Below are 23,975 nucleotides of genomic sequence, written 5' to 3'. Positions count from 1 at the left end.
CTATTATTCATTCAAAGATGGCCATTATTCTGGTTTTAATGGTGTTGCTGCAAATAACGCTTTTGCTAGTAATGGTGTTATGATTCCCGCTCCTATTGCTTCGGGTATCCCATTGATTGCTGCAACTCCTGCTAAGGTTTTAAATAAAAGAGCAGAATCTACACCATAGGCATCTGCCGTTGCACCTGTATAAAATAATCCCATGAATCCTAACACTAAGACTGTATTGACCAATGAACCTAATACTCCTGCAAAGATCGAGCTGATTGTTATTGATTTATTTTTTTGATAAATCCAGTGGAAAACCAAACCAGCTACTAAGCCAACAAGTACTCTGGGAACTACCGAAATAATCGGGTTCGTGAATACCAATGTATCAAATGGCGTTGTCGGCATGGCGTAGGCACGGACAATTGTAGCAATTCCCCAAAACAGGCCAATTACCATACCATCTTTTGGACCCAATACTACTGCGGCAATAATTACTGTAATATGAATAATCGTTAAACTGATGAACCCTAATGGAATAAAGCCAAGCCAAGGTACCATAGCTTGTACGATGATGATTGCTAATAAGATAGCACGTAAGACTAGTCGAAAGGTTTTATTTCTGCTATTCATTGTTTTCACCCCTTTTTATTTATACTAATCGTAAAAATTTCTGTCACTTTCGTCAACTAAAGACCATCCGAAATCGACCAATTGATTAGACGCGCTCTTCTATCCCATCGAAAAAAGTATGAGGGCAAGACTATTTGTCTTCGCCCCCATGATCGTGTTTCGTTCAATGATTGAACAGTTGTTTTTTTCTATCAAACATAAACGGTCTATTGTTGCGCAAGCCATTCTTTCGCAGCTTTAAGTGCATCTGGAATACCAGCAGGATTTTTCCCGCCAGCTTGTGCCATATCTGGACGTCCACCACCGCCACCGCCTACTTTTGGTGCGATTGCTTTAATCAAGTCGCCAGCTTTTAGTCCAGCTTCATTTGATTCTTTCGTCATTGCCGCTAGCAGACTGACTTTTCCTTCTTGTTCGTTTGCTAAAACAAGAATGTCTGAAATATTTTTTTGTTTCCATTGGTCAGCTAATTGACGCAGCTGATTCATGTCTTTCACTTTTACTTGTGCTGCAATGATTGTTTTTCCACTGATCGTTTCTGGATCCTTGAATACATCACCGGCTTGTTGATTCGCTAACTTGCTAGCTAATTGTTCATTTTCCTTTTGCAGCTCTCTTACTTGCTGTTGCAATTGTTCCGCTTTTGAAACAACTTCCTTCAATTGAGGTGATTTAACAATTGCTGCTACTTGTTTTAGTTGTTTTTCTTCTTCTTCAAGTAGTTCGTACGCTTCTTTGCTTGTTACAGCCTCGATTCGTCGCACGCCTGCACCAATTCCTGATTCAGAAACGATTTTGAAGATTCCGATGTTTTCTGTGTTTGCTACATGTGTGCCTCCGCACAGTTCGATTGACCAACCGCCAATATTTACTACGCGAACGTCATGTCCGTATTTTTCACCAAACAAAGCCATTGCACCCATATTTTTGGCTGTATCGATATCTGTTTCAATTGTTTCAACTGGGATAGCTTCCCAGATTTTTTCGTTGACGATTCTTTCCATTTCAGCTAATTCATCTGAAGTGATTTGACCAAAGTGGGTAAAGTCGAATCGTAAATGTCCAGGAGCGACTAAAGAACCAGCTTGATTTGCATGCTCGCCAAGTACTTCTTTCAATGCTTTGTGCAGTAGATGGGTTGCTGTATGGTTTTTGATGATACGATTGCGCATCGATTGATCGATCAATAGATGATAGGTTTGTCCTTCGCTCATTGGTGCTTTTACTTCTACTGTGTGCATAAATTGACCATTAGGCGCTTTTTGAACATCTGTAACAACTGCAACGATTTCTCCTGCTTCATCCATAATCCAACCTTGGTCTGCTACTTGGCCACCCATTTCTGCATAAAAAGGTGTTTGGTCAAAGATCATTTGAGCTTCACCTTCTGCGATTTCGTTCAGAAGAGATTCGCCTTTTACGATGACCAATAATTGACTATCTGATTCTTGCTCCGTGTATCCGATGAATTTACTTTCTACTTTGATATCTGTCAATAAAGCAGATTGTACACCCATTGATTTTTCTGTACTACGGGCAGAGCGAGCACGTTCACGTTGTGCGTCCATTTCTTTTTCAAAACCAGCATGATCAACTTTCAGTCCTTCATCTTCTGCCACTTCTTCCGTTAATTCTACTGGGAAGCCATATGTGTCGTATAGTTTGAAGATGTCTTTTCCTGCTAGAGTCGTACCGTTTTCGTTTTTCACTTCTTGGATCACTTGATTCAAGATTTCCAAACCTTCATTGATTGTTTCATTGAAACGTTCTTCTTCTGTACGGATAACTTTTTCAATAAATTCTTTTTGTTGAAGTACTTCAGGATAATAACTTACCATGATCTCTCCAACGACAGGGACTAAACGATATAAGAATGCTTGTTCAATACCTAATTTTTTCCCATGCATGACCGCACGACGAAGCAAACGGCGTAAGACATACCCTCTTCCTTCATTCGATGGTAATGCACCATCGCCAATAGCAAATGAAAGGGCGCGAATATGATCTGCGATTACTTTGTAAGAAATATCTGTTACTGGGTTTTCACCATATTTTACTTGTTTGCTTAGCTTTTCTACAGCGTGGATAATAGGCATAAACAAATCTGTCTCAAAGTTCGTTGGCGCATCTTGAACGATTGAGACCATACGTTCCAATCCCATGCCCGTATCAATGTTTTTATGAGGAAGTGGTTCAAATGTATTATCAGGTTTATGGTTAAATTCTGAAAATACCAAGTTCCAGATTTCTAAATAACGTTCATTTTCTCCTCCTGGATAGTTTTCAGGATCATCTTCTGCTAAATCGTTATAAGCTTCTCCTCGATCATAGAAAATTTCCGTATCTGGTCCACATGGGCCTGCTCCGATATCCCAGAAGTTGTCTTCTACATCGATAATGTGATCTAGCGGCAGACCGACTTCTTCATGCCAGATGCGTTTTGCTTCTGTATCTTTTGGATAAACTGTTACATAAAGTTTTTCTGGATCGAATGCCATCCATTTTGGATCAGTCAAAAATTCCCATGCCCAGTGGATAGCTTCATTTTTGAAATAGTCACCAATAGAAAAATTACCCAGCATCTCAAACATCGTATGGTGACGTGCTGTTTTACCGACATTTTCGATATCATTTGTTCGAATAGACTTTTGGGCATTTGTGATTCTTGGATTTTCTGGTACAACTGAACCATCAAAATATTTTTTCAATGTTGCAACACCAGAGTTGATCCATAATAAGGTTGGATCGTTCACGGGGATCAAAGACGCACTAGGTTCAATTGTATGTCCTTTAGATTGGAAGAAATCAAGAAACATTTGTCGAACTTGTGCACTACTTAATTGTTTCATGTCATTACCTGCTTTCTATAAATTAAATACAAAAAAACACCATTACAGCCAAGGACGAAAACTCGCGGTACCACCTTGATTGCAATGATGTGTAATCATTACCTCTTAAACTCGATAACGCTGAGCTGCGTCGGTATTTCTACCAAAATAGAAAAAGGGAGCAATTTGATTAGTGACTATTCTTTTTTCAGCCAAGAAAGAATTTTCTGTGAGTCTTAAAAAAACAAATCATGTCCTTTTCGTACTTTAATAAGTATACGCATTCTGTCAATCACTGTCAATATCTCAATTGCCTATTTTTATTTCCTTTTGGTCATATTCCATATTTTTTGGTACGATAAGGATAAAGAAATCAATACATCTCAGTTATTCATGATGAGGAGGAATATAATGAAAAAAATAGTTGGCGCAGATGAATGGATCCGCGCAGCTAGCTGCTTTTTGAGATATCAAGTTTTTGTATTAGAACAAGGGATTCCTGCAGAACTAGAATTCGACGGAAAAGATATCCCGCAACAAAACTATTATCTATTTCTTGATCAAAAAAGACCAGTAGCCACATTGCGTTATGAAAAGAAAACACCTACTTGCTTCAAGCCAGAACGCTTTTGCGTAGCAAAAGAATACCGAGGAAAAGGGTTAGGCGGTCAGTTGCTTGAAGCTGCAGAAAAACAGGCGATGTCAGAAGGTTGTCAGACTAGTTATGTAGTAGCTGAAATGACGGCTGTAGATTTTTATGAAAAACAAGGGTATCATACTTGCACAGAACCTTTTATTGAAGATGAAGTACTTTGTATCGGAATGGAAAAAAGTCTAGCTTAAAAACAAGAGATTGTGACACGCCTTTTGTCACAACCTCTTGTTTTTTATTTATGCGAATTTTTCTTATTTTTACGAGCAGTACGACTTTGCTGTCTGCGTTCGATTTTACGTGCTTTTTTATTTTTTTCTGCAATTGCCCAATCGATTTTTTTCTTATAACCAGGCTTGATCTTTTTCTTTTTCTTCTTCACAAGTCCAATCAGTGTTGGGTCTAATACATCCTTTGATTTTTCTCGTTTGGTACGTCTATTACGATCATATGTTTTAACGATTTCACCATTTTTGATTTCTTTCGGTTCAAATGAGACGCCTAATTTCTCGATTGCATCAATGGCTTGTTCATCGTTTGGTGAATACAACGTAATGGCCGTTCCTTTTAATCCATTACGTCCAGTACGTCCGACACGATGGATAAAGAAGTCCAGATCTTCCGGGATTTCTGCATTGATAACATGAGAAACGCCTTCTATATCGATTCCTCTAGCAGCTAAATCAGTCGCTACAACATATTGATACTCCAGATTCTGTACTTGTCGCATCACTCGTTTTCTCTCTCTTGGTGTGATGTCCCCGTGAATCTTTGCTACTTTCAATCCTTGGTTTTTCAAATAATCAGCAATTTCATCCACATGCTGTTTTGTATTGGCAAATACGATTGCTAAATAAGGATGACCAATCGTCAGCAGTTGATAAATCATTTGATTCTCATCTTTACCTTTTGTTGAGATCAGCCAATTTTCGATATCTTCAGAAATAACTGCTTTCGGCTTGATTTCTTCAATGATTGGATTCTCCATATATTTTCGCAAGAATGGACGCAGTTTTTCTGGAATAGTGGCAGAAAAGACTAAGAACTGCAATTTTTCTGGTAACCGACTTGCAATTTGGTCTACTTCATTTAAAAAACCCATATCCAATGTCATATCCGCTTCATCAACAACAAATGCAAATGCTGTGTGAATCTTCAACGCTTGTTCATTCATCATGTCTAATATTCTACCTGGCGTGCCTACTACGACCTGTGGCTGCTGATGGTGCAGACGGTTTAACTGACGCTGTTTGTCTGTCCCCCCGACAAAATTCGAAACACGGATCTCCGGTGTAGAAAATTTAGCGATTTGTGTAGCTGCTTCATAAATTTGTGCAGCCAGTTCTCTACTTGGAGCTGTAATAACAACTTGTACTTCCTCTTTATCTGCATTGATTTTTTCAAACAACGGCAACAAAAACGTATGTGTTTTTCCTGTACCAGTTTGAGATTGCCCAATGATATTTTTTCCTTTTGCAATTAAAGGAATCAAACGTTCCTGGACCTCTGTGGGCTGTTTGAAGCCCTTTGCGGCTAACGCTTCATTGATAAATGGCTTGAAGCGGAATATATCAAAATTATTCATTCGTGCACCTCTTCTCTTTAAATTATCACGACTTTGGCATTATAACATAGACAAAGTATTTTTGCTCAGCTAATTTCGAGAATCATCATCCTTTGTTTGAGCAATCGTGCTAACGGTATATGTGTGACTAGCTTTTTCATAAAACAGAATCCGTTTTTTTCTCAAAAATGATAGCAAGATATTTAAAATAAAAATACCTTGCAGTAACAAGACACCGAGAGAAATGAATACTGCACTCATCTGCAACACCGTATTCGTTGTCGAATTCATGATTTGCTGAAGCAACTGTCCCAACCAGCTTAAACCATAAAAAAGAAAATATAGATACCCGTAGCGGATAATCAATGCTTTCAAAGAAATTCGCTCGCGGTCTTGCTCCACCAAGCGGATGCGTACAATTTTTTTCCCAAGTGTCCATCCATTGGTTATAAACGGTACAATCATAAAGTATAGCCCTACTTCCAATAAAAGCCACCAGATATGAGAAGTAACTGTCCCTGAATCGAACGCAAGTTTAAAGAAAATCGCTGCGATAAAATTGACAATAGATAAAAATGTCCAGTCGATCAAATAAGCGACCAAACGTCGTGTCAACGAGACAGTTTTTCCTTTTTCATAAGAAAGTTCATCCATCCGTCTTCTCGTAGGAAGCATAAATGTAAATAACGGCGTAACGACAAAACCAATGATTCCACCCAATGTATTTGTCACTAAATCATTCACATCAAATAAGCGGTATGGTCTTGGGTAGATAAAATAAAGGCCACTTAGCTGCGTCAGCTCAAAAAATAGTGATAGACAGAAACTAGCAATCATCGTTTTCATAAAAGAAAGCCGGAAATAATATCTTAAATAAATGCCAAATGGTATGAGTAATAAAACATTAAAAGCTGGTTCCAAAAACACACTCTGCTTCATCGCCGGCAGATAGGTACTAGGTTCAGATAATACCAATACCGTGTTGTCTCTGAAATGTTGCCATGAAGCAAATAAATGCAGCTCCATCTTTGGCCCTGTCATTTGGGCAACCGTCTCCTTTGCCGGAAGTGGTAAGATCACCAGAAAGTATGCACACAATAAATAGAAAACAAAGGAATACAAAATAACTGCCCTTGTTACTAGAAATGTTCCATACTTTCGATATTCATAAATAAAAAAAACAGATGAAATCGCTAAGGCTAAAAATGGAAAAACAATCAGCGCAAAACGAATCGGTTCGATATAACTTGCCATGTGACTCCTCCTTGATTCTTTGTATCTCCCTTATCTTAGCAGTCCCTTGCTGTTTCAAGCAAGTAACGAGGCTATTATTTCTCATTTCTTTCAAAGTAAAGTAAGATAAACTCAAAGGGGGTGTCGAGATGCTGAATATGTACTTTGTTTTTGGCGTACCTATTTTTTTACTGTTCCTTTATGCAACAATTGCTTATGTAAGAAAAAGAACTACGATTCATTATTTAGGATTTATTCTCCTGATTATTTCAGGTTTCATGCTTGTCTTCAACCTTCAGACTTGGCAGCAAGCGCTTTTTGAAATGGATAAAATGACTCCACATGCTTTGTCTAAAATGATTGGCTACCCTGTCTATCTGATTTGGCTTCCCATTTTCATTTCTGGTTGCTTAGTTTTATTAAATATTTATCGCGGTGTACGCCGAATATTTCTCTTACGCAAAACAAAATAACAGGCAGAAATCGGTTGAACCCGATTTCTGCCTGTTTTCTCAATTCAAATGCATACCGATCCCTGGTCCTAGCGGTAGTTGGCATACATACATAATAGAGAATAAATAAAATGATCCATGTGATAGTTAGACTTACAGCATGTGGCAGCATTATGGAAATAATCGTTCCGACACCGGTTTTCTTTTGATATTTCGTGGCAAATGTGACGATCAAAGCAAAATACGGCATCAGTGGCGTAATAATATTGACAGGAGAATCAGCTACTCGATAAGCAGCCAAAACAGCTTCTGGAGCTACTCCCAACTGATAGAGTAATGGAACAAATATTGGGGTTAAAATAGCAAATTTTGGTATCGCTCCCACTAAAATAAAATCAAGAATAAGTGCTAGTGCTAAGAAACTAAGTAACAAGGCTAAGCTGCTCAAATTCATATCTTCAATAATCGTGGCTGAATTGACTGCCCAAACAGTACCTAAATTAGTAAAATTGAAATATGAAATGAATTGGCTAATGATTAACAATAAGAAAATCATCCCACCTAAGTTGCTGAATACTTTAATAATCGGATTTACTACATCCAAACTCGATTTGACTTTTCCAACTGCCTTTCCAAAACATATCCCTGGAATCAAAAATGAAATCAAGATCAAAGCGATTAAACTATCCATAAAAGGTGTAGAACCAATCAATTCATCAGTTTCAGGATGGCGAAGTGGGGCACCACTTGGTATCGTAATCAACAGGATAAATGCCAGTACCACTGTAAATCCCCAAAAAGCCCAATGTAAGCCTTTCGATTCATCGGTAATCTCATCGTTAGCAATCATTCCTTTTTCTTGGAATGTTCCTAAGCGAGGTTCAATGAGTTTTTCGTTAATGATAGTGGAAACAATCACTACTAAGATGGTTGATGCAATCGAAAAATAAAAATTTGCCATTAAATCAACAGAATAGGATGGATTAATGATATGTACTGCATCATTTAATATTTCGGTAAGCATACCATCCACTGGCGTAATAACTAAGTTGACTCCAAATCCTCCTGAAACACCTGCAAAGGCAGCAGATAAACCTGCTAAAGGATGTCGCCCGACTTTATAAAATACTGCTGCACCTAATGGAATCAATACTAGATACCCAGCATCAGAGGCAATACTCGACATTACGCCAAGAAGTACTAGTACCGCTGTCAGACTAGATTTTGGTACTACCTTTACCAGCTTTCGAATCATCGCACCGATTAAGCCAACCTCTTCTGCAAATCCTACGCCTGCCATCGCCACTAAAGTGACTCCAAGAGCCTGAAAGCTCATCAGATTTGAGACGATCGAAGTCAACATAAAACGGATCCCTTCACCACTCAACAAACTTTTTACATGTGTAGTAGTAAGCTCTAGTGCTCCTGTTTCAGCATTAATAGCATCAAACGTAACGTGTTGACCCATTAGATAAAAAATATGAGACAGTACTCCTACAATAACGATCAAAATTAAGAATATAATAGCTGGATGGGGCACCTTGTTCCCTAGTTTTTCTACTGTATCTAACACTTTATCTAATCTAGAATGTTTTTCTTTTGGCATCTATTCTCCTCCTTTTTCAAACCAGATGAAAGAAAAACAAGCTTTTTCTATGGAATCTTTTTTCATTCATCTGGTTCATTTTTATTTTTAGAATCTTCTTTACTTCAAGGAAATTGCCGTCTTATTCTCTGCAATCTTTCAAACTTTCATGAATATTCTTTTTTACTGAAGGATACAAGCGTTACGAGTGTGAAAATAGTTACGACTGATTGGGAACGTTTTTTCTATGAATACGTTTATTTAACCAAACGATAGATTGCTTCAGCGTAAATAGCTGTTGCTTTCAAAATATCTTCTACGTACATATATTCATTTGGCTGATGCATTACATTTTCTCTACCAGGAAATAAACTACCGTACGCACATCCTTTTTCCAAGATTCGTCCATACGTACCACCACCAATTGTTTGTTCGTAACCTTTTTCCCCAGTATGTTTTTCGTAAACAGACAATAATGTTTGGATGAATGGATCATCTCCTGAAACATAATGCGGAGTCTTGATGTCTCCAACTATCGAAATTGATACTGATTCATTTTGAAGGACAGTTAGCAAGGATTCTTGAATTTTTTCTTTTGTGATCCCTTTTGGATGACGAATATTAAGAATGATCTTTTTCTCTCCTTCTTGCTGATAAATGAATACATTAGCACTTGAAGTCACTTTTCCCATCACGTCATCTTCATAATCGACCATTAACCGATGCCCATTAAAGTCTTCATGCAGATAATTGGCAATGACAGAAAGATAAGCAGATCCTGAGCTGTCTAATGGATATTGATGCAAAAAGTCGGCGAGATAAGTTCCCGCATTGATACCAAATTTTGGTTCTTGGGCATGTGCAGCTTTTCCATACAGAACGAAGGATGCTTCTCCTTCCTTATATTCAAAAGTCCCTTTCAATTTTTTGTCATCTAGATATTTTGTATATCCAGCTTCTAAAGAAGATAACTTTTCCAAATCAGGAATTTCCAAGACGGCTATTGCCTCGCTTGGTACCATATTTGCACGCAAACCAGAAGAGAATCTTTTCAGTTGCATTTTGTCTGCCTTTTCTTCCTTCAAAGTAAAACTCAACTCGAAAGATAAGATCCCTTTTTCACCATTAATGATTGGGAAATTGGCATCTGGCGAAAATCCAAATGCTGGCATTTCTTCTTTTTCCATATAACGATGGATACCTATCCACTCACTCTCTTCATCTGTTCCGAAAATGAATCGAATTTTTTTCGATGTTGATAATTGCAGTTCTTTGATAATTTTCATCCCATAATAGGCAGCAATACAAGGACCTTTGTCATCACTTGAACCTCTTGCGAACAATTTCCCTTCTTTGACGATTGGTTCGAACGGATCAGTTGCCCACCCTTCTCCTGGCGGTACGACATCTACATGTCCTAAGATACCAAGTGCTTCTGCTGTTTCTTCCCCATATTCTATATGTCCGGCTAGATTATCAATGTTTTTAACTCTGAAGCCATCTCTTTCCCCAAATGACAGTACTTTTTTCAATGCTAAAGCAGGACCAGCGCCTAGTGGATATTCATCTGTCTGATGTTCGATATCCCTTACACTATTGATGCGTAGCAATTCACTTAAATCCTCTAGCAACATCTCTTTTCTCTTTTGTGCTTCTTGCAACCAGTTTATTTCCATAAGATCCTCCTTGGTAGAAATGACTTAATTTCTTAACGGGTATTTATGGTCAAAAGTTTGTTTCCAATGAATTTCAAATCATTTTTTGCTATCTACGTTTCAAATAAAGGTAAAACGGGATACCAGCAAGTGTCAGTGCAATCCCCATCGAAGCTAAAAAAGTTTGAGTGATAAGTGTGCTTGATACAATAAAGGTTCCTCCAATGATTGCTACTAATGGGATAAACGGATACATCGGAACTTTATATGGTCGAATCAGATCAGGTTCTTTTTTACGAAGAAGAATGACACCAACAAAGACCATCGTATAAAAAATCCAAATGACAAAGATCAGCATATCCGTTAGTGTATCAAAACCACCGACCATCATCATGCCAATAGCGATGACTAGCTCTAAGATACCTGCGGCTACAGGAACTTTAGTTTTATCATGAAGTTTAGCAAAAAGCTTGCTAAAAGGCAGGTTGTTTTCTTTTGCCATAACATAAGGAAGACGCATTCCAGTAAGGGTATAGCCATTGATAGTTCCATAAACAGAAATCAAGATACCAACTGTGACCAGTCTTCCACCAAAGCCGCCAAAAATCATTTTTGCAACATCACTTGCCGCATTGCTGTTTCCTACGACTCCGTCGATAGATGCGGTTCTTAAGAACACCGCATTTACTAATAAATAAACGATCATGATTCCGATGATTCCTAAAGAAATGGCTTTTGGCAAATCTTTCGCCGGCTTTTTCAATTCTCCCGAAATATTTCCTACATGTATCCAACCGTCGTATGCGAACATCGTTGCTAGTAAGCCAGCTCCCAAGGCAGAGAAAAATGAAAGGTTTTCTCCTGCTTGGATCGGAAACAGTTGGAAGTCTACTCCTTCTTGTCGGAATAAACCGAAAATAACGATCACAAACAAAGGAATGAGTTTGCAGACAAGCGTAATCGACTGAAAAGCTCCTCCAGCTTTAGAACCTAAAAAATTGATCAGCATGATCGATACAGCAGCTGTAACAGCTACAGGAACAATCATCGACTGGGAAAGATCAAATAAATTGACGAACTGTGTACCGAAAATGATCGACAAGGCTGCTACATTTGCTGGAAAATAAATCACGACTTGAGCCCAGCCAAGTAAAAATGCTGCTGTATTTCCATAAATCCGTTCGATGTATTTGATCATCCCGCCTGTTTCAGGAATAGCCGCTGCCAATTCAGCTCCTGTCAGTCCTGCACAAACAGAAATCACACCACCTAGAAACCAGGAAAACATATGCAAACTGACGGTACCTGTTACTTCTGCTACGCTTGCGGCTTTGAAAAACACCCCTGCACCGATCACTGTGCCCATAACAGTCGATAAAGCAGTGAAAAAACCCATCGTACGCTTCAATTCATTTTCCGTTTTTACTTCCTTTATTGGCGTGGCTTGATATTCTTCCATTACTTACCTCCTTCCATACCATAGCCAAAAAGTATAGAAACCTTTTTGACTATGGTTCTTGTTTTATACCGTCTCTGCTAATTTTTCTCTCAGTTTTTCCAACATATCCTTTGTCATTGCATCTAAATCGTATTTTGGTGAAAAGTCCCATTCCTCTTGCGCACAAGAAACATCTAGTGAGTTTGGCCAAGATTCTGCTATCGATTGACGCACAGGATCGACATCGTAATCCATTTTAAAATCTGGTATGATTTTTTGAATAGATGCTTTGATTTCTTCAGGCTCAAAAGACATTGCCGATATATTAAAGGCATTTCGATGAACTAGTCGATTAGGGTCTGCGTTCATGAGCTTTATAATGGCATCGATCGCATCTGGCATATACATCATATCCATTGATGTACCTTGATCAATGAAACTAGTGTACTTTCCTTCTTTGATTGCTGAATAATAAATATCGACTGCGTAGTCTGTCGTACCGCCTCCTGGCAAGGTCGCATAAGAAATCAATCCAGGGAAACGGACACCACGAGTATCTACGCCATATTTCACATAATAATAATCACATAGTAGTTCTCCCGCTACCTTCGTTACCCCATACATGGTTGTAGGGCGCTGAAGAGTATCTTGTGGGGTATGATCTTTTGGAGTATTTGGACCAAACGCGCCGATTGAACTTGGCGTAAAAAATTTCAGCTGGAATTCTCTAGCGACTTCCAATGCATTGACCAGCCCAGTCATGTTCAAATCCCAGGCTAACTGTGGTTTTGCTTCCGCAACAGCTGACAAAAGAGCAGCCAAATGGATCAATGTGTCCACTTGATATTGTTCTGCTATGCTGCGCATTTTTTCGTAATCCATTACATCTAGGATCTCAAAGATATCGTTCTTCCCAATGACTTCAGGCATGCGTATATCTGTCGCAATGACATTTTCACTGCCTAGTTCTTGACGTAGCCGTGTGATCAACTCTGAACCAATTTGTCCTAAACATCCTGTCACCAATACTTTTTTCATGATGATCCTCCCTGATCTTTTTTTACTACTATCTTCAGATGATTAACAATATATGCGTGAACATGTTCTCTAATTTTAAATATGCGAAAAAACTAAATTAGTTAAATAATTTCCATTTCTTTTCCTATTTTTTGATAAACCGCTACTGCTTCATCAAGCATTTCCTTTGTATGTTCCGCAGTCGGCATATTTCTGATTCTGCCTGTCCCCAGAGGAACAGTTGGATAAACGATTGGTTTAGCATAAATCCCATGTTCGATCAGTTTCTTAGAGAAAGTCTGAGTCACTTTTTCATCTCCTAAAATAACTGGAGTGATAGGTGTTTCAGACACACCGATGTTATAGCCGACTTTTTTCAATTCTTCTTTAAAATAATTAGCATTTTCCCAAACTTTTTCGACAAGTTCCGGATGTTCCTGCATCAAAGAGATCGAAGCCAACGCAGATGCAGCTGCTCCAGGAGTTAGCGAGGTAGAAAATAGAAATGGCCGGCTTCTGGCTTTCAACCAGTCAATCAGTGTTTTTGAACCAGCTACATAACCCCCAACAACACCTACAGCTTTCGATAACGTACCCATTTGCATATCAATTTTGTCGCTTAATCCAAAATGTTTGACGGTTCCTGCACCTTTTCCAGTTACACCTGAGCCGTGCGCATCATCTACATAGGTGATCAGTCCATATTTTTCGGCGATCGGGATGATTTCCGGCAATCGCGCAATGTCTCCATCCATGGAGAAAACCCCATCTGTGATATACATGATTTTTTTATATTTCTTACTTTCTACGGCTTCCTTCGCTTTATTCTCAAGGTCTTCCATATCTTGATGTTTGACTCGGATGATTGTTGCTCCGGATAAACGGCAGCCATCAATGATAGATGCATGGTTTAATTCATCCGATAAGATAGCATCTTCTTTGGTCATTACTGCAGAGATAGCGCCCATATTACAGTTGAATCCAGATTGAAAGGCGATTGCAGCTTCTGTCCCTTTGAATTCTGCGATTTTTTCTTCTAATTGTTGATGGATCTTCAGCGAGCCATTGATTGTTCGGACTGCACCTGCTCCTACGCCATAAGTTTCAGTTGCTTCAATACATGCTTTTTTCAATTCTTTGCGATTGGCAAACCCGAGGTAATTGTTGGATGCCAGATTGATCATCTTTTTTCCGTCTACGATGATACAAGCACCATTTTCGCTTTCTAGTATATCGATCGTGTTGTACAATCCCTTTTCTTTCAGTTGCTCCAATTCTTTCTCCAAATACATCGTTAACTCTTTGGAAGACATGGCCTCCACCTCCATATTTATCTGTCTTGCAGAACATACCAAACATATATCGTGTCATTCATCTACGAAGCAAGTATGCCACACGATTGGTAACGCTTACATTAATTATGAGAGTTATTTAACCATATTTTTTATTTACTGCATCTTTTTACTTTCCAAGAACTTGTATAGTATGAAAAGTTAACTTTTAAATAATAGTGGTATTTTGATTTACCTAGAAAGAAAACACAACAAAACCATTGATGGAAGCTAGCTAGATAAAATCTAGTATATTCTGAATTTTTAAACTATTCCTCGCATAGACCAATAAAAATAAAAAAATATGTAAAAAGCTTTCATCTTTATTTATCAGCAATTTTTAATCTTATTACCTGATCATTTTTTCACAAAATATTTATATTGAATTTGAAAAAAAGACTGTGATAAATGTCTTATCACAATCCCTTCTTCCGAATAAACGGTGTTCTCCTGCCAACTCCTCGGACACAATCTCCATCATTTTTTGTTATTTTTGATCCAATTATCTGGTGTGAAAGATGGATCGTCAATAGACCACTCTAGAAAAAATTCTTCTAAAAATTCACGCATAAAGCCTTCTCTACGTTTGGCTTCTTTGTATCCGTAATCAGTGTTCATTTTATCAGGCAGCAAGAACAGTTTTTCATAAAAATGATTGATAACTGTCGTGCCTTTTCGGTAATTTTTTTTGTCCTTGAATGTTTGTGGATACAGTTCAGAATCAAAAATCGGGTGTCCATGTCCTCCACCGAAATAAGCAGTTCGCAAAATGCCGATTGCTCCTAACGCTTCGATACGATCAGCATCTTGAACGATCTTCCCTTCCAAAGATAGTTCGACTGCTTCAGAGAGATTTTTAGAAAAGGACATATTTTCGATAATGGCAAAAATCATTGAAATCTGTTCCTCTGTGATTGGCAAAGAGCGAAGAAATACACGAAGCTGTTGCTTTGCTTCGTTCTCATCTTTAACGACTTTATCATCAATCGTATCATGTAGGTAAGCTGCTGCAAGCGTCACAAAACGGTCTGCCTGCGGTTCCGTATCCAAAATTCTTTCTGCTAGCTTGACGACTCTTTTGGTATGGTCGCTTCCATGTCCCGTTTGATCATGTGCTAATTGTTCTATGCTATAATCAGCGATTACTTGTAATTTATCCATCCAGTCCACTTCTTTCTTAAGTAAATAGCTGAAAACATCTAATCGATTAGATGAATTCCAGCTATCTTTATAAATAGGTTTTATTTTACCTGATATACATTGAAATATAGCTCTCTCATGTAATCGATCAGATATTGTGGATTAAGTGGTTCATGCGTTGCATCCATAATCAATTGATTTGGCTTTCTAGATGCACCATATTGATGGATATGCTCTGACATCCAATTTTTGATTGGAGAGTAATCATCTGACGCTAGAACATTTTCCACATCTATTTCTTGCTGCAAAGAATGAAGTAATTGTGCCGCATACATGTACCCTAATGCATAAGAGGGAAAATAACCAAAGCTTGCACCTGACCAATGAACGTCTTGTAAGATCCCTTCCACATCATTTGTTGGTCGTATTCCCAGATACTCTTCATATTTTTGATTCCATATCTCAGGTAATTCAGCAACATCTACCCCTTCATTGAAAATCATTTTTTCGATTTCATAACGAATGATGATATGGAGAGGGTAAGTCAAACTGTCTGCCTCGATACGAACCAAACTTGATTGTGTATGTTTCAATGAACGATAAAACTTGTCAAAAGGAATATCATCGAATGTTCCTTCTGCACATTCCTGGAAAAAAGGATATTGCTTTTTCCAGAAGCTGCGACTACTTCCCACAATGATCTCGTTAAACAACGATTGTGATTCATGAATACCCATTGATGTACCTTGGTAAATTGGTGTATAAGCATATTTATCATCAATGTCTTGTTCATACATTCCATGACCAGCCTCGTGGATCACTCCAAAAACAGCCATTTTGAAATCTGTTTCGTTCCAGCGTGTCGTGATCCGTGCATCATTTGGATTGATTCCAGTCATAAATGGGTGGACAGTGTCATCTAGACGACCACGACTAAAATCATAACCAAGTTGTTCGATCACTTTTACTACAAATCTCTTCTGTTGTTCCTTTGTCATTCTCCGATTTAAGAAGTCTGTTTCAGGTTCCGTCCCTTTTTCTTGGAGCGTACGGCGGATCGTAAGAATTCCTTCTTTGAGTTGATCAAATACCTTATCGAGGATTTCAACAGTCATCCCAGGTTCATATTGGTTCAGCAAAACATCATAATCTGTCTTTTCTTCTTTTTTCCAATAAGGTATCAATTGTTTTGTCAATTCGATATTTTGGTTCAATGCTTCTTGAAAATCAGAAAACTGTTGTGTTTTTCTAGCTTTTTGCCATTGACCATGAGCGGAAGAAACAGCAGCTGTATATTTTCTCATGAGATCTTCCGGTACGCGATGTTCTAAATCATACTCTTCTTTTACTTTGTCAAAAACGGACGTTCCGACTTCCGATAATTCTTCCGGATGTTCAGAAAAATAGCGAATGGCTTCTTTAATTTTTGGACCGATCTTTTTTGAAAAATAAATACTGTAAAGATAGCTATCTACTTCACTCCGGTATGCACTAGCTTTTTCTGGCATACCTGTTTGTGTATCCCAATCGAGGATTCCTAAAGCTTGTTGTAGAAGATTGATTTCTTTTACTTCTTGTAAAAACTCTTTTTCTTTCATTCCCTATTCCTCCAAACATCCAATTAAATGAATCAATTAGTCAGATTATTCGTCTTTCTCTTTTTTTCTAGGCGGACGAGTTCCCCAATACTGGAACAGATCCGTACGCAAAGCACCATTATACAATTTTCTTTTTTTGGTTGCTTTTTGTCCGTAAAATTCCTCAAACGCTAAGTCGCTAGTCAAGATATATTTACTCCATGTTTTTAATGGACGGAATACATCGCCCATTTCTTTATATAATTTTCGAACGGTTTCTTCTTCTCCTAGTCGTTCTCCGTATGGCGGATTAGCAACGATGACCCCATATTCTTTATCTGTCTTGAAGTCTTTCACTGCTTGTTGTTTAAAGACAATCGAAGAGCCTAGTCCGATTTCTTCTGCATTGGCTTTGGCAATTTCAATCATTCGTCCATTGATATCTGAACCAGTAATATCTAATTCAATATCATAATCTGCTTTTTCTTCTGCTGCTGATCGAACCTCTTCCATGATTTCCTGACTGAACCAGTCCCAAGATTCGCAAGCAAACTCGCGATTGAATCCTGGTGCGATATTATGGCCTATTAAGGCTGCTTCAATACAAAGCGTACCTGAACCACATACAGGATCATAAAATGGACGATCTTTCCGCCAATTTGTCAGCATCACAAGTGCTGCTGCCATGTTTTCTTTCAATGGTGCACCGCCTTTTTCTAAGCGATAACCACGTTTGAATAAACTTGGTCCTGTCGTATCCAAAGTTACCATCACATGGTCTTTCAGCAAAGCTACTTCCAATTGGAAATGTGCGCCTGTTTCCGTCAGCGGAACAGAAGCTGGACGATGATAATACGTACGAAGACGTTCAACGATTGCTTTTTTTGTGATTGCCTGGCAATCAGGTGTACTATATAGTTTCGACTTGATTGATTTTCCAGCTACAGGGAAAGCTGCATCTAGTGGAAGAAAATCTTCCCAAGGCAATGCTTTTACGTTTTCAAACAATTCATCAAACGTATACGCATCGAATTCCCCAACCACGATTTTTACTCGATCTGCTGTACGTAACCATAAATTAGCTGTAGCGATCGTTTCCATTGTTCCTTCAAATCGTGCACGTCCGTTCTCAACTTGGCATTCGATTCCAAGATCTCTTAATTCTTTACCAACCAGCGCTTCGAGACCGCTTGCCGCAGTTGCGACGAGGTTGAACTTCCTGTTTTTTTCCATACATAATCTCCTTATTTATAAAAAAAGGGGGGTGGGACATCAGTCAGTCCTACCCCACGCTTTTACTCAAACTCCGAATAACCGGTGACACAAAAGCCTGTTTTGCAATAAGAACAACATACTTTCTTTTGTCACGACCTTATTCCCTGATGTTTGCGGTTTTCTATAAGCCATGTTCTGTACTTTGCTTTTCCAGGGAGAAAAAGCAAAGCGGTAACCATCTATCTGCAGTTGTACTGCCTTTTTGTCTTGTTCTTCTTCCAGACAAAAAGCGCCCCTACCATTGTTTGGGTTGCTCGCTCGAGGGGTTTACCGCGTTCCACCGGATGGGTTTCCCCAGCCGCTTCGTCACTGTGGCACTTTCAAGGATACTTAAGCATAGCCGAAGCCTTAGCTTGTTTTCCTGCCGTTACTCCAAAGAGTACCTTAGCTTATGGTTTCGCTAAGCACGAACACTACAGGCATCACAGCCTGTGCGAGCATGGACTTTCCTCAGCCTGATCAAGTCAGACCGCGATTACCCGAAAACCGCAAATTCATTAGTCAAAAATTAAAATTGACGTGTTTTTTCATTATCATCTAAGCTTGTATCTGCATTTGTGTAGTTATTTGGATTAGGTTGTGCTGGTTTGACTGCACTTGCTTGTTGATCAAGCTTTTTACCGAATACTTCACGTTCAAGGTTTGACAAGCGTTTTAAGATATCGAAATTGGTTACTGCTGCGCTCTTCGGTGCTTCTGTTTGCTGCACACGTGTTTGAGCTGCTCCTTGAGTTTTAGATAATTGAGCTACTTTTGCACTCAATCGATCGTTTTCTTCTTGTAAAGCAAGGAGTTCTTTGCTGTAAGTTTCATAATCTTTGATGATATTGTCTAAGAATTCATCAACTTCAACGGGATCATAGCCGCGCATTTTTGTTTTGAATTCTTGTTGTAAAATGTCTTTAGGACTATAAACCAAATTCGCCATATTTACACCTCTAGTTTTCATTTACGTAATAACATTTCTACCTTTTTCATTGTATAGGAAAAAAGTTGATAAATCAAACACAATATCGATTATTCACTAAAATTTTGAAGATCGTCCATACTGATCAGCCGAATTTCGTAGGGATGATCTGCTTGGTAATTCTGTGCATCTTCAAAAAAATACTTCGTTTTCCCAGGGAATTCTTCATCATAGATCAGCAGACAGCCTACTGTATGTTCAAGTATAAAACGAGTATGATTCTTTAGCTGACTAGGTGATTGGTAGGGTTGATGGCTAACAGCTTCGACATAATCTGCTAATTGTTCTGCTAATTGTTTCTTCTCTTGGTTCCCTTCATTCCAGTTATTACCAAAATCAGCAAAAGGATACAAAATACCAAGGGAAAGTTCCGGATATTCTTCTTTCAATTCCGCTACTGTTTGCACGGTCCATAGTTCAACGCCCAAATTCCCACTGACAAGTATCCATTCCACCCCTTCTTCTGCTAATTGACGGAGTTCCCTTTTTAAAACATTTTTAACAACTTGTATTTTAGGGTCATTTTCTTTAAAAACACCGAGTTCGAAACTTCGATACCCAGACACATAGATTACTTTTGACTTATCCATCTCAGATTCCTTTTCTTTCTATCTGCTTTTTTGCTATAATGTGGCCTAGGAGTGTGATTAAAGATGGTATTGCGCTATCCAAACGGCCAACCTTATTATAAGAATGCCTCTCCCGTCGAAAAAATTCAAGAAAAAAGAAAACAAATCACCGAATTCGGCAATCGGGGGATGCGCTTTGAAGAAGCAATCAATGAAAGTAATGAGTATTATCTTTCCCGCGGGTTGGCAGTTATCCATAAAAAGCCTACCCCTATCCAAATCGTGAAAGTAGACTATCCTAAGAGAAGCGCTGCTGTAATCAAAGAAGCCTACTTTACCCAAGCCTCAACCACAGACTATAATGGCGTCTATCGAGGCTTTTACTTGGACTTTGAAGCAAAAGAAACCAAGAACAAAACATCGTTTCCCTTTAAAAACTTCCATGCCCATCAAATCGAACACATGAAAGCATGCCTCGAACAAAAAGGAGTCTGCTTTGTCTTATTATGGTTTTCGACATTGAAACGCTGTTTTTATTTGAATAGTGTTCATTTGATTGCTTACTGGGATGCCCAAAAGGAAAAAGGACGCAAATCACTGCCTTTATCATTGATCGAAGAACTAGGAATAGAGATCAAAACTGGTATTTCTCCGCGGATTCCTTATTTGGACGCGGTTGATTTCTATTTATCAACATTATCTATTGAAGGAGAAAGCAAGAATGGCAAATGAACAAACTAGAAGCTCTAGACGACAGAAACAGCCTACTCCTAAAAAGAGTGTGAAGAAGAATTCGGGCAAAGGTTCTGGGAAGACTTCTGGACCACATAAAAAAGGATTGTTTATCAAAATCCTTTTAGGCATCCTCTCGTTTTTCTGTATCCTCTTTTTAGCAGGTGTAGGACTGTTCTGGTATTACGCAAAAGATGCGCCCGAATTGACAGATAAAAAATTAGACGCTACCGTATCTTCCAAATTATATACACAAGATGGCGAATTATTCGAAGATCTAGGTGCGGAAAAGCGAGAAAAGATTTCTGCAAATGAATTACCGAAAACATTGGAAGATGCGATCGTGTCAGTAGAAGATCGCCGTTTTTATAAACATATCGGGGTTGACCCTATTCGGATCATCGGTTCTGCCCTTTCTAATTTCACCTCTGGCGGTCTACAAGGCGGAAGTACTTTGACACAACAATTGATCAAACTGTCCTTCTTCTCCACCAGCGCCGAGGATCAGACTCTGAAACGAAAGGCTCAAGAAGCGTGGATGGCTGTAAGATTGGAACAGAAAAAATCGAAACAAGAAATTTTGACCTACTACGTAAATAAAGTGTACATGTCAAATGGTTTGTACGGGATGGAGACAGCTTCTGAGATGTACTTTGGTAAGAAACTATCAGAACTTTCTTTACCACAAACAGCATTGCTTGCTGGAATGCCTCAAGCCCCTTCTGCCTATGATCCTTATGTTTATCCCGATCAGGCGAAGAAAAGACGAGATACTGTTTTGTATACGATGCTTCAAAACGAAAAAATCTCTCAAACAGAATATGATCAAGCTGTCAATGTACCGGTAACGGATGGTTTGCAAGAGCTGACTCAATCTGATGACAACACTAAGATCGTCGATAATTATGTCAAAGAAGTCATCAATGAAGTACAAGAAAAAACAGATAAGAATGTCTACACAGACGGTTTAGAGATCTATACGAATTTGGATCTGGATGCTCAAAAGAAACTATATGATATCGTCAATACGGATCAGTATGTCTCTTATCCAGACGATGAGATGCAAGTTGCCTCCACGCTTATCGACACAAATACCGGGAAAGTCAAAGCCCAGATTGGCGGGCGTCACATCGCAGAAGACGTGACTTTAGGCAACAACTTAGCAGTGAATACTTCCCGTGATTTTGGTTCTACGATGAAACCTGTCACAGATTACGGACCAGCTTTTGAATATTTGAAATATTCTACTGGAAAAACTATCACTGACGCACCGTATAACTATGAAGGCACTTCTACTCCTGTAGGAAACTGGGATAATCAATATATGGGCACCATTACTTTACGCCAAGCACTTTACTTATCCCGTAATGTTCCAGCAGTCAAATTATTCAATGAAGTCGGTTCAGATAAAGTGGCTTCTTTCTTAAAAAATCTTGGGATCGAATACAGTACGATCCATCAATCGAATGCGATCTCTAGTAATACGGAAGAACAAGATGGGACAAAATACGGAGCTTCTTCCTTAAAAATGGCAGCAGCCTATGCGGCTTTCGCCAATGGAGGAACCTATTACAAACCTCAATATGTTAATAAAATCGTCTTCCAAGACGGTACAGAAGAAACTTATGAACCTGATGGAAAAACAGCCATGTCTCCAGAAACAGCTTATATGATCACAGACATTTTAAAAGATACAATCACTGAAGGTACTGGTACGAATGCGCAAATCGCTGGGTTATATCAAGCCGGTAAGACCGGAACATCAAATTATACAGATGACGAGTATGCGAAACTTGGTATTTCTTCTGGTGTATATCCAGATATCCTATTTGCGGGCTATACACCAAATTATTCGATTTCCGTGTGGACAGGTTACAACAATAAAATGACACCTGTCACTTCAGAATCGTCACACGTGGCCTCTGATGTTTATCGCGAGCTTATGCAGTATGTTTCAGCTAACGTGACAAATACAGACTGGGAGATGCCAAGTGGCTTGATTCGTGTGGGCGGTGAACTGTACTATAAGGATCAATATACAGTGAGATCAAATACAGTTGCGCCATCAACAACTATTCCTTCTTCCAGCTATGTCCAGACTCCTGGAAGTTCAACAACAGAGACGACGACTCAAACTAGCTCTACTAGTCAAAGCGAATCAACCGCTGAGTCCTCAACAGAAAGCACGACAGCAGAGACAAGTGAGCCAGCGTCATCAACGACGGTTCCTAGTTCTTCATCTGAAGAAAGCTCGACGCCGTCTTCATCTGCTCCTCCTGCTTCTTCCAGTGAACCAGCAACTAGCGAAGCGGATGCTGCAAATGACCATACACCATCCAGTAGCACCTCAGCTTCTGGAAACAGATAGAAAAAAGAAACCACGTCTACAGGCGTGGTTTCTTTTTTGTGTCTATGTAAAAAACAGCTACAAATAAAAATCATGTACCAAGCTGTATTACATGATTTTTTATAAGACTATCCAGCGTATACATGTGTGATCTAACATTTAGCTTAAAAATTAGAAAATCCATTTTTCTTTTATCATTACATATACTTTATCCATTGACTTGTTTATAATTAAATCGGCTAAATACACACTAGTCTTTTATTTAGTGCCACTTCTTAATAATCCCATTGTTATTATCAAATAAAAAATACAATATATGGTTTTGAATAATTTTTTGAAAGAAGGCTTCATTATGGGTTATCTAATAGTATGCTTAATTATCATAATTTGTCTGCACCATCTTTTTTTATCGAAAACAATACCTCGTTATTCCAAGAATAAAAAAGCTGAAAAATTTAGTTTATTATTAAATAAATTTACTTTAATTGCTCCTATCCTTGCATTTATTATTTTTTCTGTACTTTTAAGCACTACTCTTAAAGGAAAATTTATGGAAAGAAGCTCTCATGCAATGATTCTCACTTTTTTATGGTTGTTGTTCACCAGAATCTATATTTTTCTGATGAGCCTGAAACCGCCCAAATCCATTAGTTTATGTTTAGTTATAAATGGTATTTTTTTATTATCACTTATCATTTTTATTACACCTTTAGATAGATACGTCACTTATTTATATAATCCTTTGGAATACTGGACTTATTTTATAGGTATATTGGAAGGCATTATTTTCTACATCGGGTATTTTCCCAAGAAAAATAACAACATTTATTTTTATCGCAATAAATTGTAATAAGTTACCATCCTAGCTACTGAGAATGTACATTTACTTTTTCATGCAAAAAAGATAAACGAAACAGCTTTCCTCCATAATAACAAGATAATTCATACATTTATTTGCAATTAAAGAAACCACGTCTACAGGCGTGGTTTCT

General features: G+C 38.4%; 19 protein-coding genes and 1 other RNA gene. 5 read left to right on the top strand and 15 right to left on the bottom strand.

The genetic code is table 11. From position 1 onward, the window contains the following. Window positions 1-24 precede the first annotated feature (24 nt). Together HMPREF2988_RS01815 and alaS are read right to left on the bottom strand one after the other, a co-directional pair. Complete coding sequence (locus tag HMPREF2988_RS01815; RefSeq protein WP_002315071.1) at window positions 25-621, bottom strand: ECF transporter S component; 597 nt, start codon at window positions 619-621, stop codon at window positions 25-27. Window positions 622-827: 206 nt separating this feature from the next. After that, window positions 828-3,470: an alanine--tRNA ligase gene (gene alaS, locus HMPREF2988_RS01810; protein WP_002315072.1), complete on the bottom strand. Its 2,643-nt coding sequence runs from the start codon at window positions 3,468-3,470 to the stop codon at window positions 828-830. A gap of 390 nt (window positions 3,471-3,860) precedes the next feature. On the opposite strand from alaS, the gene HMPREF2988_RS01805 reads away from it, so the two are divergent. Next, window positions 3,861-4,292, top strand: coding sequence for a GNAT family N-acetyltransferase (locus HMPREF2988_RS01805; protein WP_002339320.1), 432 nt, complete (start codon window positions 3,861-3,863; stop codon window positions 4,290-4,292). A gap of 44 nt (window positions 4,293-4,336) precedes the next feature. On the opposite strand, the gene HMPREF2988_RS01800 is transcribed toward HMPREF2988_RS01805, so the two are convergent. Both HMPREF2988_RS01800 and HMPREF2988_RS01795 read right to left on the bottom strand, forming a co-directional pair. Continuing rightward, window positions 4,337-5,686: a DEAD/DEAH box helicase gene (locus HMPREF2988_RS01800; protein ID WP_002315074.1), complete on the bottom strand. Its 1,350-nt coding sequence runs from the start codon at window positions 5,684-5,686 to the stop codon at window positions 4,337-4,339. Window positions 5,687-5,755: 69 nt separating this feature from the next. Next, window positions 5,756-6,919, bottom strand: coding sequence for a VanZ family protein (locus HMPREF2988_RS01795; RefSeq protein WP_002329179.1), 1,164 nt, complete (start codon window positions 6,917-6,919; stop codon window positions 5,756-5,758). A gap of 128 nt (window positions 6,920-7,047) precedes the next feature. On the opposite strand from HMPREF2988_RS01795, the gene HMPREF2988_RS01790 reads away from it, so the two are divergent. Further along, window positions 7,048-7,371, top strand: a complete 324-nt coding sequence (locus HMPREF2988_RS01790) for a hypothetical protein (protein ID WP_002315076.1) — start codon at window positions 7,048-7,050, stop codon at window positions 7,369-7,371. Here the strand turns inward: HMPREF2988_RS01790 and HMPREF2988_RS01785 are convergent. From HMPREF2988_RS01785 to HMPREF2988_RS01735, 11 genes are all read right to left on the bottom strand, one after another. After that, window positions 7,295-8,956, bottom strand: coding sequence for an AbgT family transporter (locus HMPREF2988_RS01785; RefSeq protein WP_143355231.1), 1,662 nt, complete (start codon window positions 8,954-8,956; stop codon window positions 7,295-7,297). The genes HMPREF2988_RS01790 and HMPREF2988_RS01785 overlap by 77 nt on opposite strands. Before the next feature lie 236 nt (window positions 8,957-9,192). Then, on the bottom strand, window positions 9,193-10,611 hold the full coding sequence (gene pepV / locus HMPREF2988_RS01780; protein ID WP_070769884.1) for a dipeptidase PepV: 1,419 nt from the start codon (window positions 10,609-10,611) through the stop codon (window positions 9,193-9,195). A gap of 88 nt (window positions 10,612-10,699) precedes the next feature. After that, complete coding sequence (locus HMPREF2988_RS01775) at window positions 10,700-12,049, bottom strand: APC family permease (RefSeq protein ID WP_070769883.1); 1,350 nt, start codon at window positions 12,047-12,049, stop codon at window positions 10,700-10,702. A gap of 63 nt (window positions 12,050-12,112) precedes the next feature. Continuing rightward, complete coding sequence (locus HMPREF2988_RS01770) at window positions 12,113-13,066, bottom strand: L-threonine 3-dehydrogenase (RefSeq protein WP_070769882.1); 954 nt, start codon at window positions 13,064-13,066, stop codon at window positions 12,113-12,115. Between the two features lie 101 nt (window positions 13,067-13,167). Next, window positions 13,168-14,358 carry a glycine C-acetyltransferase gene (locus HMPREF2988_RS01765; protein ID WP_002315081.1) on the bottom strand — a complete coding sequence of 397 codons (1,191 nt, stop codon included), beginning with the start codon at window positions 14,356-14,358 and terminating at the stop codon, window positions 13,168-13,170. A 495-nt stretch (window positions 14,359-14,853) separates the two neighbouring features. After that, window positions 14,854-15,537: an HD domain-containing protein gene (locus tag HMPREF2988_RS01760; RefSeq protein ID WP_024635165.1), complete on the bottom strand. Its 684-nt coding sequence runs from the start codon at window positions 15,535-15,537 to the stop codon at window positions 14,854-14,856. 80 nt (window positions 15,538-15,617) lie between these two features. After that, window positions 15,618-17,114: a carboxypeptidase M32 gene (locus HMPREF2988_RS01755; protein WP_070769881.1), complete on the bottom strand. Its 1,497-nt coding sequence runs from the start codon at window positions 17,112-17,114 to the stop codon at window positions 15,618-15,620. 45 nt (window positions 17,115-17,159) lie between these two features. Further along, entirely contained in the window at window positions 17,160-18,326 is a 1,167-nt protein-coding gene (locus tag HMPREF2988_RS01750) for a THUMP domain-containing class I SAM-dependent RNA methyltransferase (RefSeq protein ID WP_002329169.1), read from the bottom strand. Window positions 18,327-18,487: 161 nt separating this feature from the next. Further along, window positions 18,488-18,855: RNase P RNA component class B (gene rnpB / locus HMPREF2988_RS01745), an RNA gene on the bottom strand. A gap of 21 nt (window positions 18,856-18,876) precedes the next feature. Then, window positions 18,877-19,296, bottom strand: coding sequence for a cell division regulator GpsB (gene gpsB / locus HMPREF2988_RS01740; protein ID WP_002295835.1), 420 nt, complete (start codon window positions 19,294-19,296; stop codon window positions 18,877-18,879). Window positions 19,297-19,385: 89 nt separating this feature from the next. After that, window positions 19,386-19,925: an SLOG family protein gene (locus tag HMPREF2988_RS01735; RefSeq protein ID WP_002315085.1), complete on the bottom strand. Its 540-nt coding sequence runs from the start codon at window positions 19,923-19,925 to the stop codon at window positions 19,386-19,388. A gap of 63 nt (window positions 19,926-19,988) precedes the next feature. On the opposite strand from HMPREF2988_RS01735, the gene recU reads away from it, so the two are divergent. The 3 genes from recU to HMPREF2988_RS01720 all read left to right on the top strand — a co-directional run bounded on the left by recU (window position 19,989) and on the right by HMPREF2988_RS01720 (window position 23,833). Continuing rightward, window positions 19,989-20,636 carry a Holliday junction resolvase RecU gene (recU, locus tag HMPREF2988_RS01730; protein ID WP_002309362.1) on the top strand — a complete coding sequence of 216 codons (648 nt, stop codon included), beginning with the start codon at window positions 19,989-19,991 and terminating at the stop codon, window positions 20,634-20,636. Further along, window positions 20,626-23,004: a PBP1A family penicillin-binding protein gene (locus tag HMPREF2988_RS01725; protein WP_002339329.1), complete on the top strand. Its 2,379-nt coding sequence runs from the start codon at window positions 20,626-20,628 to the stop codon at window positions 23,002-23,004. Before recU ends, HMPREF2988_RS01725 begins: the two co-directional genes overlap by 11 nt. A gap of 295 nt (window positions 23,005-23,299) precedes the next feature. Then, the gene (locus HMPREF2988_RS01720; RefSeq protein ID WP_024635162.1) at window positions 23,300-23,833 is read left to right on the top strand and encodes a hypothetical protein; all 534 of its coding nucleotides are present in this window, start codon (window positions 23,300-23,302) and stop codon (window positions 23,831-23,833) included. Window positions 23,834-23,975: the final 142 nt, after the last annotated feature.

Origin of the sequence: Enterococcus sp. HMSC061C05 (assembly GCF_001814765.1) — a bacterium.
Classification (GTDB): Bacteria; Bacillota; Bacilli; order Lactobacillales; family Enterococcaceae; genus Enterococcus_B; species Enterococcus_B lactis.
Note: the sequence above shows the minus strand (reverse complement) of the source record. Positions and strands in the feature narration are given on the sequence as shown.

What these genes read in the sequence shown, in the direction of transcription:
- HMPREF2988_RS01760 (WP_024635165.1), bottom strand. Translation starts at nt 15,537, where the DNA reads ATGGATAAATTACAAGTAATCGCTGATTATAGCATAGAACAATTAGCA.
- HMPREF2988_RS01795 (WP_002329179.1), bottom strand. Translation starts at nt 6,919, where the DNA reads ATGGCAAGTTATATCGAACCGATTCGTTTTGCGCTGATTGTTTTTCCA.
- HMPREF2988_RS01770 (WP_070769882.1), bottom strand. Translation starts at nt 13,066, where the DNA reads ATGAAAAAAGTATTGGTGACAGGATGTTTAGGACAAATTGGTTCAGAG.
- HMPREF2988_RS01755 (WP_070769881.1), bottom strand. Translation starts at nt 17,114, where the DNA reads ATGAAAGAAAAAGAGTTTTTACAAGAAGTAAAAGAAATCAATCTTCTA.
- HMPREF2988_RS01725 (WP_002339329.1), top strand. Translation starts at nt 20,626, where the DNA reads ATGGCAAATGAACAAACTAGAAGCTCTAGACGACAGAAACAGCCTACT.
- HMPREF2988_RS01800 (WP_002315074.1), bottom strand. Translation starts at nt 5,686, where the DNA reads ATGAATAATTTTGATATATTCCGCTTCAAGCCATTTATCAATGAAGCG.
- HMPREF2988_RS01785 (WP_143355231.1), bottom strand. Translation starts at nt 8,956, where the DNA reads ATGCCAAAAGAAAAACATTCTAGATTAGATAAAGTGTTAGATACAGTA.
- alaS (WP_002315072.1), bottom strand. Translation starts at nt 3,470, where the DNA reads ATGAAACAATTAAGTAGTGCACAAGTTCGACAAATGTTTCTTGATTTC.
- HMPREF2988_RS01720 (WP_024635162.1), top strand. Translation starts at nt 23,300, where the DNA reads ATGGTTTTGAATAATTTTTTGAAAGAAGGCTTCATTATGGGTTATCTA.
- pepV (WP_070769884.1), bottom strand. Translation starts at nt 10,611, where the DNA reads ATGGAAATAAACTGGTTGCAAGAAGCACAAAAGAGAAAAGAGATGTTG.
- HMPREF2988_RS01775 (WP_070769883.1), bottom strand. Translation starts at nt 12,049, where the DNA reads ATGGAAGAATATCAAGCCACGCCAATAAAGGAAGTAAAAACGGAAAAT.
- gpsB (WP_002295835.1), bottom strand. Translation starts at nt 19,296, where the DNA reads ATGGCGAATTTGGTTTATAGTCCTAAAGACATTTTACAACAAGAATTC.
- HMPREF2988_RS01750 (WP_002329169.1), bottom strand. Translation starts at nt 18,326, where the DNA reads ATGGAAAAAAACAGGAAGTTCAACCTCGTCGCAACTGCGGCAAGCGGT.
- HMPREF2988_RS01765 (WP_002315081.1), bottom strand. Translation starts at nt 14,358, where the DNA reads ATGTCTTCCAAAGAGTTAACGATGTATTTGGAGAAAGAATTGGAGCAA.
- recU (WP_002309362.1), top strand. Translation starts at nt 19,989, where the DNA reads ATGGTATTGCGCTATCCAAACGGCCAACCTTATTATAAGAATGCCTCT.
- HMPREF2988_RS01735 (WP_002315085.1), bottom strand. Translation starts at nt 19,925, where the DNA reads ATGGATAAGTCAAAAGTAATCTATGTGTCTGGGTATCGAAGTTTCGAA.
- HMPREF2988_RS01805 (WP_002339320.1), top strand. Translation starts at nt 3,861, where the DNA reads ATGAAAAAAATAGTTGGCGCAGATGAATGGATCCGCGCAGCTAGCTGC.
- HMPREF2988_RS01815 (WP_002315071.1), bottom strand. Translation starts at nt 621, where the DNA reads ATGAATAGCAGAAATAAAACCTTTCGACTAGTCTTACGTGCTATCTTA.
- HMPREF2988_RS01790 (WP_002315076.1), top strand. Translation starts at nt 7,048, where the DNA reads ATGCTGAATATGTACTTTGTTTTTGGCGTACCTATTTTTTTACTGTTC.